The sequence below is a fragment of the Leifsonia sp. 22587 genome, from assembly GCF_052044215.1.
Classification (GTDB): Bacteria; Actinomycetota; Actinomycetes; order Actinomycetales; family Microbacteriaceae; genus Leifsonia; species Leifsonia shinshuensis_C.
This window is the reverse complement of sequence record NZ_JBQENB010000001.1, coordinates 1,326,592-1,337,060: the sequence shown is the minus strand read 5'-3', so window position 1 is coordinate 1,337,060 and position 10,469 is coordinate 1,326,592. Positions and strand designations below refer to the sequence as shown.

13 protein-coding genes are annotated in these 10,469 nt (G+C 71.4%); all 13 read right to left on the bottom strand.

Annotation, left to right across the window (positions count from 1 at the left end; translation table 11 throughout):
* Position 1: 1 nt before the first annotated feature.
* The 13 genes from ACTJI1_RS06480 to ruvX all read right to left on the bottom strand — a co-directional run bounded on the left by ACTJI1_RS06480 (position 2) and on the right by ruvX (position 10,466).
* Entirely contained in the window at positions 2-973 is a 972-nt protein-coding gene (locus ACTJI1_RS06480) for an aspartate carbamoyltransferase catalytic subunit (RefSeq protein ID WP_440741971.1), read from the bottom strand.
* Positions 970-1,527, bottom strand: a complete 558-nt coding sequence (gene pyrR, locus ACTJI1_RS06475) for a bifunctional pyr operon transcriptional regulator/uracil phosphoribosyltransferase PyrR (protein WP_440741970.1) — start codon at positions 1,525-1,527, stop codon at positions 970-972. The genes ACTJI1_RS06480 and pyrR overlap by 4 nt, the downstream gene beginning before the upstream one ends.
* 159 nt (positions 1,528-1,686) lie before the next feature.
* Positions 1,687-2,415: a DsbA family protein gene (locus ACTJI1_RS06470; RefSeq protein ID WP_440741969.1), complete on the bottom strand. Its 729-nt coding sequence runs from the start codon at positions 2,413-2,415 to the stop codon at positions 1,687-1,689.
* On the bottom strand, positions 2,412-2,828 hold the full coding sequence (nusB, locus tag ACTJI1_RS06465; protein ID WP_310129583.1) for a transcription antitermination factor NusB: 417 nt from the start codon (positions 2,826-2,828) through the stop codon (positions 2,412-2,414). The genes ACTJI1_RS06470 and nusB overlap by 4 nt, the downstream gene beginning before the upstream one ends.
* Positions 2,829-3,392 carry an elongation factor P gene (efp, locus tag ACTJI1_RS06460; RefSeq protein WP_310129585.1) on the bottom strand — a complete coding sequence of 188 codons (564 nt, stop codon included), beginning with the start codon at positions 3,390-3,392 and terminating at the stop codon, positions 2,829-2,831. It lies immediately after the preceding gene.
* A gap of 120 nt (positions 3,393-3,512) precedes the next feature.
* Positions 3,513-3,950 carry a type II 3-dehydroquinate dehydratase gene (locus ACTJI1_RS06455; protein WP_440741968.1) on the bottom strand — a complete coding sequence of 146 codons (438 nt, stop codon included), beginning with the start codon at positions 3,948-3,950 and terminating at the stop codon, positions 3,513-3,515.
* Positions 3,950-4,333 (bottom strand): hypothetical protein, encoded by a 384-nt coding sequence (locus ACTJI1_RS06450; RefSeq protein ID WP_440741967.1) that lies wholly within the window; start codon positions 4,331-4,333, stop codon positions 3,950-3,952. Before ACTJI1_RS06450 ends, ACTJI1_RS06455 begins: the two co-directional genes overlap by 1 nt.
* Positions 4,330-5,409 (bottom strand): 3-dehydroquinate synthase, encoded by a 1,080-nt coding sequence (gene aroB / locus ACTJI1_RS06445; RefSeq protein WP_440741966.1) that lies wholly within the window; start codon positions 5,407-5,409, stop codon positions 4,330-4,332. Before aroB ends, ACTJI1_RS06450 begins: the two co-directional genes overlap by 4 nt.
* Positions 5,406-5,894, bottom strand: coding sequence for a shikimate kinase (locus ACTJI1_RS06440; RefSeq protein WP_440742184.1), 489 nt, complete (start codon positions 5,892-5,894; stop codon positions 5,406-5,408). The genes aroB and ACTJI1_RS06440 overlap by 4 nt, the downstream gene beginning before the upstream one ends.
* A 76-nt stretch (positions 5,895-5,970) precedes the next feature.
* Positions 5,971-7,179: a chorismate synthase gene (gene aroC / locus ACTJI1_RS06435; RefSeq protein WP_310129591.1), complete on the bottom strand. Its 1,209-nt coding sequence runs from the start codon at positions 7,177-7,179 to the stop codon at positions 5,971-5,973.
* Positions 7,180-7,209: 30 nt separating this feature from the next.
* On the bottom strand, positions 7,210-8,451 hold the full coding sequence (locus ACTJI1_RS06430) for a shikimate dehydrogenase (protein ID WP_440741965.1): 1,242 nt from the start codon (positions 8,449-8,451) through the stop codon (positions 7,210-7,212).
* Complete coding sequence (gene mltG, locus ACTJI1_RS06425) at positions 8,444-9,997, bottom strand: endolytic transglycosylase MltG (protein WP_440741964.1); 1,554 nt, start codon at positions 9,995-9,997, stop codon at positions 8,444-8,446. Before mltG ends, ACTJI1_RS06430 begins: the two co-directional genes overlap by 8 nt.
* 1 nt (position 9,998) lies before the next feature.
* Positions 9,999-10,466 (bottom strand): Holliday junction resolvase RuvX, encoded by a 468-nt coding sequence (gene ruvX / locus ACTJI1_RS06420; RefSeq protein ID WP_440741963.1) that lies wholly within the window; start codon positions 10,464-10,466, stop codon positions 9,999-10,001.
* Positions 10,467-10,469 lie beyond the last annotated feature (3 nt).

Below are 10,469 nucleotides of genomic sequence, written 5' to 3'. Positions count from 1 at the left end.
CTCACCTCACACCGCCTGGCCGTACCTGCTCGGAACCGGCACCCGACAGCAGCAGGTACAGGGCTGCCATCCGCACGGAGACGCCGTTCGCGACCTGCTCCCGGACCGTCGAGCGCGGGGAGTCCGCGGCCGCGGCCGAGATCTCCAGCCCGCGGTTCATCGGTCCCGGGTGCATCACAATGCTATCGGGCTTCAACCGGGCCAACCGCTCCTCGTCCAGCCCCCACCGCCGCGTGTATTCGCGCGTGGTCGGGAAGAACGCCGCGTTCATCCGCTCGGCCTGGATGCGCAGCATCATCACCACGTCCGGACCGGCGGCGATCGCCGCGTCCAGGTCGTAGCCCACCTCGGCCGGCCAGCCGGAGACGTCCACCGGCAGCAGCGTCGGCGGCGCGACCAGCGTGACGTGCGCACCGAGGGTCCGCAGCAGCCAGACGTTGGAGCGTGCGACCCGCGAGTGCAGGATGTCGCCGACGATCGCGACGCTCACCCCGTCGAGGTCGCGGCCGCGCGAGGCCGTCCCGTGGATGCGACGGCGCATCGTGAACGCGTCCAGCAGCGCCTGCGTCGGGTGCTCGTGCGTCCCGTCGCCGGCGTTCAGGATGCCCGCGTCGATCCAGCCGCTCGCCGCGAGCGTCTGCGGGGCGCCCGACGAGCCGTGGCGGATCACCACCGCATCCGCCCCCATCGCCTGCAGCGTCTGGGCCGTGTCCTTCAGGCTCTCGCCCTTGGAGACGCTCGAGCCCTTGGCGGAGAAGTTGATGACGTCGGCGGAGAGCCGCTTCGCCGCCGCCTCGAACGAGATGCGGGTGCGCGTGGAGTCCTCGAAGAAGAGGTTCACGACGGTCTTGCCGCGCAGCGTCGGGAGCTTCTTGACCTCGCGCTCCTGCACATCCGCCATGTCCTCGGCGACGTCGAGCAGCTGGATGGCGTCCTCACGCGGGAGGTCCCGGGTCGAGAGCAGGTGCCTCATGCGTCGGCCCCCGGCTCCTCGATCGTGACGGCCTCAGTGCCGTCGACCTCGGCGAGACGCACGAAGATGCGCTCAGAGGCCGCCGACGGGAGGTTCTTGCCCACGAAGTCCGCGCGGATCGGCAGTTCGCGGTGGCCGCGGTCGACCAGGACCGCGAGGCGCACGGCCCGCGGCCGGCCGATGTCGCTGACCGCGTCGAGCGCGGCCCGGATCGTGCGGCCCGAGAACAGCACATCGTCGACGAGCACGACGGTCTTGCCGTCGATCGGGCCCGGGAGCGACGTGGGCTGCGGGGTGCGCGTGGGATGCCGTGACAGGTCGTCGCGGTACATCGTCACGTCGAGCGCGCCCACGATGTCGGCGGGCGAGCCGACCGCGGCCGGCTCGATGCGCTGGATGGTGTCGGCGATCCGCCGCGCGAGCACGACGCCGCGGGTCGGGATCCCCAGGATCACCAGATCGTCGGTTCCCCGGTTGGACTCCAGGATCTCGTGGGAGATCCGAGTCAACGCCCGGGCGATGTCAGCCTGCTGCAGCACGGTACGCGCCGTCATGCCGACCTCCTTCCCCGCCTCACAGGACGGCTATTAAAGGATGCCTAACGCTTCTCACCCTACCAGGCCACGTGCCCGCGCCCCCGCAGACGCCATCGAGGGGTCGCAACACGCCGTCATGGCGGGCCGATAACGGCGTGTTGCGACCCCTCGTTGCGCTCAGTGGTCGGCGAGGAAGCGCGAGAACGCCTTGGCGTCGTCCACGCCGCCGGGGTACTGCTCGCCGTTCACGAGGACGGTCGGCGTTCCTTTGATCGTGTCGAGGACCTTCTTGCCGTCGACCTCGATCGGGCCCTTCTGCGAGTTCGCGGTGTTGCCCTGCGCCCACGCCTGGTACGGGCCGCTGTCCGACAGGCAGCCGGAGATGTCGCTCGCGCCCGCCTTCGACGCGCGGGACGCCAGCTCCTTGTCCGTCAGTCCGTTGGAGTTCTCCTCCGGCTGGTCGGTGAAGAGCGCCTGGTAGAACGGCAGGATGGCCGTGCGGTCGGACACGGCGACGCACGTCAGCGCCGCGGCCGCCCGGGTGGAGTAGCCCGTCCCGTTCGACACCGCATCGAGGAACGTCAGCGGGTGCAGCCGAAGCGTGATCGCCCCGTCGTCGACGGCCTTCGCCAGCGTGGCGCCGTTGGCCTTCTCGAACGCGCCGCACACCGGGCACATCGCGTCGAACCAGATGTCGACCTTCTTCTGCCCGTCGCCGACCGTGATGAAGCCGCCGTCGAAGTCGACGGCGCCGTCGGTGCCCTTCGGGGGCGCGTCCGTCGCCACGGGGACGTTCGAGGCGCCGCCGAGCAGCGAGCATCCCGCTGCGGCGAACACCACGCCGAGCGCGAGCGCCGTCGCCGCGGCGATCCGCCGCATGCGGCCCGTCCCGCGCCGGCCCGTCACGCGGTCCTCGTCTGCGCGATCTTCGCCAGGAGCCCGTTCACGAAGCCCGCAGAGTCGTCGGTCGACAGCACGGTCGCCGCCTCGACGGCCTCCGAGATGGCGACGCCGTCGGGCACCTCGTCGTTGAACAGCACCTCCCAGACGCCGATGCGCAGGATGGCGCGGTCGACGGCGGGCATGCGGGCGAGCGTCCACCCCTGGGCGTACGTCTCGATCTGCTCGTCGATCTCGTCCTGGTGCTCGATCACGCCGTCGAGGATGTCGCGGGCGTACAGCCACGACGCCTCGCGCGCCGGCTGGGTCGCCGCGCGCTCGGCCTCGGTCGCCAGCGCCTGGCGCAGCGGGATGCCGCGCAGGTCGGCGCTGTAGAGCACGTCGAGCGCGCGCTTGCGTGCCTTGGTCCGCGCGCTCATCTAGTCGTTGACGCGGCCGAGGTAGTCGCCCGTGCGGGTGTCGACCTTGACCTTCGTGCCGGTCTCGAGGAACAGCGGGACCTGGATCTGGTAGCCGGTCTCCACGGTCGCCGGCTTGGTGCCGCCGGTGGAGCGGTCGCCCTGCAGGCCCGGCTCCGTGTAGGTGATCTCGAGCACGACGGAGGCCGGGAGCTCGACGTAGAGCGGCAGGCCCTCGTGCAGTGCGACGGTGACGTTCTGGTTCTCGAGCATGAAGTTGGCGGAGTCGCCGACGATCGGGCCCGGGATGGTGATCTGGTCGTAGTCCGACGTGTCCATGAAGACGAAGTCGGCGCCGTCCTGGTACAGGTACTGGTAGTCGCGGCGGTCGACGTTGGTGATGTCGATCTTCGCGCCCGCGTTGTAGGTGCGGTCGACGGTCTTGCCGGTGGTGACGTTCTTCAGCTTGGTGCGGACGAACGCGCCGCCCTTGCCGGGCTTCACGTGCTGGAACTCGATCACGGTCCAGAGCTGGCCGTCGATCGAGAGGACGACGCCGTTCTTGATGTCAGCGGTTGAAGCCAAGGGGATGTTCCGTTCGTTCGATGAGAAGATGCGGGTGGACGCCGCACGCGCCGGTCTCGGGGAGACGGAGCGGATGCGGCCCACGGCGGACCGCGCGGCGGTCCCAGAAGATTCTAGACGTCAGCGGGCGTTTCGGCGAATGAACGCCAGCGCCAGCCGGTACGACTCGAACCCGAACCCGGCGATCACTCCGGTCGCCACCGCGGTGATGACGCTGGTGTGCCGGAACTCCTCGCGGGCGTGCGGGTTCGACAGGTGCACCTCGACCACCGTGCCGCCGGCCTTCGTGACCAGCGACACCGCGTCCCGCAGCGCGTACGAGTAGTGCGTCCACGCGCCGGCGTTCAGGATGACGGGGGCGCCCGAGTCGGCCGCCTCGTGCAGCCAGCGCAGCAGCTCCGCCTCGTCGTCGGTCTGGCGGAGGTCGATCCGGTCGTCGCCGGCGTCGTCCTGCAGGAGTGCGCGCAGGTCGTCCAGCGTCCCCGACCCGTAGACGTCGGGCTCGCGGGTTCCCAGCCGGCCGAGGTTCGGTCCGTTGAGGACGAGGATGTCCGCCATCACTCCTCGCCGTCCTTCAGCGGGCGCACGCGGACCGCGGACCACGTGTCGTCGACCGAGATGTTGCTGATGCCGCGCCACCCGTAGGCGCGGGCCTCGCTCGCGACGACGTCGCGGTTCACGTCCGCGCGTCCGCCCTTCGGGTAGACCACCCACACCGCGCGGGCGGATTCCGCGACCGGCAGCTGCTCGGCGTAGCGCGCCAGCAGCTCCTCGCGCGAGCGCACGACGGTGGCGATGACAGCCGCCTCGGCGATGCCCGCTTCGGTCGCGCCGTCGGGGAGCGGTCCGAGGAGGTCGCGGTCGCCGTCCTGGGCGACCACCACCGCGACGCCGTCGCCCGGCTTCGCCTGGAACCGTTGCAGCACGGTCTTGTCGGTCACGAACCCACCTCCTGGTATGCGGCGAACAGCAGGCTCTGGTCCGGGCCGGCGAGCACCGTCGGACGCGCCACGTCGTCGAGCACGATGAAGCGCAGCATACTGCCCCGCGCCTTCTTGTCGCGCTGCATGGTGGCGAGCAGCGTCTGCCAGCGCCCGAGCGGGTAGCTCACGGGCAGCGTCAGCGACTCCAGGATGCGGCGGTGCCGGTCCGCGACCTCGTCGCTGAGCCGTCCGCTCAGCCGGGCGAGCTCCGCCGCGAACACCATGCCCACGGAGATCGCCGCGCCGTGGCGCCACTGGTACCGCTCGGCGTGCTCGATCGCGTGCCCGAGGGTGTGGCCGTAGTTGAGGATCTCGCGGAGGCCCTGCTCGGTGAAGTCCTCCCCCACCACGCGCGCCTTGATGCCGATGGACAACTCCACCAGGCGCCGGAACTCCGGCGTCTCCGGGTCGGTCGCCCGGTCGACGTCGGCCTCGATCGTGTCGAGGATCTCGGGCTCGGCGATGAAGCCGTACTTCACGACCTCGGCGAATCCGGCCAGCAGCTCGTTGCGCGGCAGCGAGGTGAGCGTGTCCAGGTCGCAGACCACTGCCGCCGGCGCGTAGAACGCCCCGACCAGGTTCTTGCCCTCGGCGGTGTTGATGCCGGTCTTGCCGCCGACCGCCGCATCCACCATCCCGAGCAGCGTCGTCGGCACCTGCACCAGCCGCACACCGCGCAGCCACGTCGCGGCCACGAATCCGGCCAGATCGGTGACAGCGCCGCCGCCGAAGCCGATCACCGCGTCCGAGCGCGTGAAGTCGGCCTGCCCCATGATCTGCCAGAGGAACGACGCCACCTCGACGCGCTTGGCGGCCTCCGCATCCGGTACCTCGGCGAGGAGCACCTCGTAGCGGCCGAGCAGCGACTCCCGCAGCTCCGCCGCCGCGGCGCCCAGGCTCGGCTGGTGCACGAGCAGGACCTTGTTCACCCCGGTGCCGAGGTGGTCCGCCAGCTGGAACCGCAGGCCGCGACCGACCACCACCGGGTACGGGTGCGCTCCGGAGACGGTGATCTCGGTGGGGGCGTCGGTCATGCGTGTCCTTCCTTCTGCGCCCACTGGGCGATCTCCTCGACGATCGTCTCGATCGGCCGGGACGACGTGTCGGCGGTGTAGTCCGCGAGCGACCGGTAGAGCTCGCTTCGGGATGCGACGAGCCGCTTCCAGGACTCGAGGTCGGTGATCAGCGGCCGCTTGCCGTTGGTGATCCGCTTGGCGATCGCCTCCGGGCGGACGGTCAGCAGGACGACGCGCGCCCCGGCCAGGTCGGACTGCGTCGCCGGGTCGAGCACCGCGCCTCCGCCGAGGGAGACGATGCCCGGACGGCGGAGCGCCTCGGCGACGGCCGCGCGCTCCAGCACCCGGAAGTGGGCTTCGCCGTGCGTCGCGAAGATCTCGGAGATCGGTCCGTGCTCGGCGACCACCACGGCGTCCGTGTCCACGAACGGCAGCCCGAGCAGCTTCGCCAGCCGCTTTCCGACACGGGACTTGCCCGCCGCAGGAGGCCCGATCAGAGCAATCGTCGCGGGCGATCCGCCGGCTGCGCCGGTCTCAGGCGCTCCGGCCTCAGACGCTCGGGGCTCAGACGCTCGGGGCTCAGGCGTAGGGAGCACTGGCGCGTTCGGTGGTGAGGTTCGCGGGGATGGCGTCGAGGTAGCCCTGCAGGTTGCGCGACGTCTCGGCGATCGAGTCGCCGCCGAACTTCTCCAGGACGGCGTTCGCGAGCACGAGCGCCACCATCGCCTCCGCCACCACGCCGGCGGCGGGCACCGCGCAGACGTCGGAGCGCTGGTGGTGGGCCGGTGCGGCCTCGCTGGTGGCCACATCCACCGTCCGCAGGGCGTGCGGGACGGTCGCGATGGGCTTCATGCCGGCGCGCACGCGCAGCACGCCGCCGGTGCTCATGCCGCCCTCGGTGCCGCCCGCCTTGTCGCTGGTGCGGAGGATGGTGCCGTCGTCGGCGACCAGTTCGTCGTGCGCCTCGGAGCCGCGGCGGGTGGTGGTGAGGAAGCCGTCGCCGATCTCGACGCCCTTGATCGCCTGGATGCCCATCAGGGCGGCGGCGAGCTGGGCGTCGAGCTTGCGGTCCCAGTGCACGTGCGAGCCGAGCCCGGGCGGCAGGCCGTACGCGAGCACCTCCACGACGCCGCCCAGCGTGTCGCCGTCCTTGTGCGCGGCGTCCACCTCGGCGACCATCCGCTCGGACGTCGCCGGGTCGAAGCAGCGCAGCGGGTCGGCGTCGAGGGTGTCGACGTCCGAGGGACGCGGCAGCGGCGAGCCCTCGGGGACGCGCACCGGGCCGATCGACAGCGTGTGGCTGACGAGGGTGATGCCGAGCTCGTCGAGGAACGACTTGGCGACGGCGCCGAGCGCGACGCGCGCGGCGGTCTCACGGGCGCTCGCGCGCTCCAGCACGGGACGGGCCTCATCGAAGCCGTACTTCTGCATGCCCACCAGGTCGGCGTGGCCGGGACGCGGACGCGTCAGCGCCGCGCCGCGGCCCGAGTTCAGCACCTCGGGGTCCACGGGCTCGGGGCTCATCACGTCGACCCATTTCGGCCACTCGGTGTTGCCGATGCGCAGAGCGATCGGGCTGCCGAGGCTGAGCCCGTGGCGGACGCCGCCCGAGATGTCGAGGGCGTCCTGCTCGAACTTCATGCGGGCTCCGCGGCCATAGCCGAGCTTGCGGCGCGCCAGATCGGCGCGGATGGCGTCGAGCGACACCGGGACCCCGGCGGGAAGTCCCTCCAGGACGGCGATGAGTTCGGGGCCGTGGGATTCCCCGGCCGTGAGCCAACGAAGCATTCTTCGATTCTGGCATAACGGCAACGGCCGTCAGACCTCCACTGGTGCGCCCTGCTCGTCGATCCCGACGGCCTCGAGCATCGCCGCGAGCACCTCGTCCTCGTCCTGGAGCGGCTGCAGCGGGTCGCCCGAGACGAAGATGCGCACCTGCAGGAGCGCCTGGTGGGCGAGCATCGCCAGCCCCGACACCACGCGGCCGCCGACGGACTCCCACTGGCGCGCGAGCGGCGTGGGCCACGGCTCGTACGCGACGTCGAAGAGCATCGAACGGCGACGGGTGGAGTCCGTGTACACGGCCTCCGTCGTGGTACCTCCGGGGAGGGTGCTGATGACGAGATCCGGGACGTCGAGCGAGCGGTCGGCCTGCGAGAACGGGCGGATGCGCACGCGCAGACCCAGGTCGGAGGCCAGCGGCTCGATCCAGGCGCTGCGAGCGAGGTCGCGGACGTGCACGTCCACGCGCTCGGCGCCGAGGTCGGCGGCGGCCACGAGGGCCGAGGCGGCGGTCGCTCCCCCACCCAGGATGTGGACGTAACGGGCCTGCTCGCGCCCGGCGGCCTGCAGGGCGCGGACGATGCCGGGCACGTCCGTGTTGAACCCGCGGAGCTCGTCGCCGTCGAGCAGCACGGTGTTCGCGCCGCCGGCCTGGTCGCTGATCCGGTCCGTCTCGCTCAGCAGCGGGAGCACGGCCTTCTTGAGCGGCATGGTGAGCGACAGGCCGCGCCACTCGGGTCCGAGGCCGCCGATGAAACCGGGCAGCGCCTCCTCGGTCACGTCGACGGCCTCGTACGCCCAGTCGAGCCCGAGGGCGTCGTACGCGGCACGGTGCAGCTCGGGCGACCGGGAGTGGCCGATGGGCGAGCCGAGGACGGCCAGCCGCCGGCTGGGCGCCTTCTTCGCCGTCGGCTTGGCGGGCGACGCCTTCTTGGCGGCCGGCTTCGCGGCGGGCTTGGCCGGCTTCTTCTCCGCCTGCAACGGCGCGGGCTCGAGCGGATCCCCGGCCTCGGCGGAATCGTCGGGCGTGGCCGAATCGTCGGGCGCGGCGGCGTCGACCGCTGCCGGCTCCTCGTCCGCCGGCTCCTCGTCGTCCTCCGGCTCCTCGCGCTCCGCCGCATCCTCGGCCTCGGCGACCGCGGCCTCCTCGGCTTCGAGCTCGCGCTCCCGCTCCACCAGCTCAGCGATCGACGCCTCCGCCGACGCCTCGGAGACGCCGTCCTCCACGGCCGCGTCGGTCGTCTCGTCGTCGCCCTGACGCGCGCTGGATTCACTCATAGCCGGGGTTGTCCTTCATCCACTGCTGCCATTTCTCCACCGCGGCGTCGTGCTCCGCCTGCGTGGTGGAGAAGATCGTCTCGCCGGTCTGGAGGTTCCAGGTGACGAAGTACATCCACGTGCCGTCGGCGGGATGCTGCACCGCGTTGATCGCCAGGTCGCCCGGGTTCGAGATCGGTCCGACCGGCAGTCCGGGGTGCACGTAGGTGTTGTACGGGTTGTTCGCGTCGGCGCGCTCGGCGTCCGTCGTCTCGACCCGGTCGGTGTGCCCGGTGCCGTAGGCGACCGTCGCGTCGGACTGGAGGTCCCAGCCCTGCGCCAGGCGGTTGAGGAAGACGCGGGCCACCTTCGGGTAGTCGTCCTTGAGGCCGGCCTCGCGCTGCACGACCGACGCCAGGACGACCGTGTTCCACCGGTTCTCCGGGGCGACACCGGCGTCGTCGAGCGCCTGGAACATCCGGTCGACCATCGTCTTGATCGCGTCCTGCGCCGTCGTCCCCGGCGCGAACGTGTAGGTGGCCGGGAACAGGAAGCCCTCCAGGGACTTCGCCTGCGCCGGCAGACCGTACGCGGCCGGGTTGGCGGCCGCCGCCTGCAGGTCGGCGAGCGGGATCTTCGTCGCGTCGGACACCGTCTGGAGGATGTCCTTCTCCGGCGTCCCCTCCGGGATCACGGCGGTGTTCTCCACGCGCGACGACGGATCCTGCAGCGAGGCGAGCGCTGCGGCCGCGCTCATCTTCTTCGCGAGCTTGAACACACCGGGCTGGAACTGCGCCTCCGGCTTCTGCCGGAGCAGCAGCGAGTAGAAGGCGTCGTACGTCTTCACCACGCCCGCCTTGGCCAGGTTGTTCGCGATGGTCGAGCCGTCGTCGCCCGACTTGATCGTGAACATCACCTCGCCGGTGCCGCTGCCGCTGTAGTCGTTCGCGGGCGGGAACAGAGCGTCGTGGACCTTGGCGATCTGGGGCTGGAAGATGGCGTACGCGCCACCGGCCATCCCGCCCAGGATGCCGAGCACGACGATGGTGACGATGAGGCGCTTGACCCAGCGGCGCTTCTTCGGGGGCTCGTCGTGCGACAGGTAGTTCTGCTGTCGCCAGACGAGGGGATGCCCCTCGTCGACGGACTCGTCTTCGGTGTCCTCCAGCACTCCGAACACAGTACGCGCAGGATGATCGTGATGCGAGGACGGCTCCTCGGCCTCGTGCCGCACGGCCGCGCCGACGGGGGCGGGCTCCTCCACCTGCGCGATCGGGCCGGTGATCACCGCGTCGAAGTCCAGACCCGCCAGGGCCGCGAGGTCGGAGGGCGACTCCTGGGTCGGCGTGGGCGACGAGATGGGTTCGCGCAGCCCGCCCTTCTCAGCCGCCTCCCGGGCGGCACGCGCCTCGCGACGGGTCATCGGCGGACGGTCCGTGGCCGGCTGGCCCTGCTGCGGCGCCGGCTCATGCTGGTCGCCCGCCGGCCGCTGCTCCTGCGGCACCGGCGGACGGTTCACCGCCGGGAACACGGGCGGCTCGGGCCGCTGCTCGGGGTTCTGAGACACGCTACTGTCCAATGCTCGTTTCGACGGGGTCACCCGGCGGACGGCCTGTGGCCCGTTCCGCATCGAGGGCGTGCTGCAAAATTATCGTGGCGGCCACCTGATCGACGACCGGACGCGCCTTCTTCGCGTTCCTGCCCGACGCCCGGAGCGCCGAGGCCGCCGACACGGTGGTGAGGCGCTCGTCGATCAGCCGGACCGGGACGCCGGCCTCGGCGGCCAGCGCCTCGGCGAAACCGATCGCGTCCGCCGTGGAGGCGGTGTGCGCGCCCGAGAGCGCCAACGGCAGTCCGACGATAACCTCGAACGCTCCGAGTTCCCTCACGATCTTCGTGATGCGGCGGCGATCCGCAGCATCCTCGGAGCGCGCGACCGTCTCGACCGGTGTGGCCAGCATCCCGTGCAGGTCGGACCGGCTCACGCCGATCCGCACCTTGCCCACATCGATGCCCAGCCGCACCCCGCTGCGCACGGG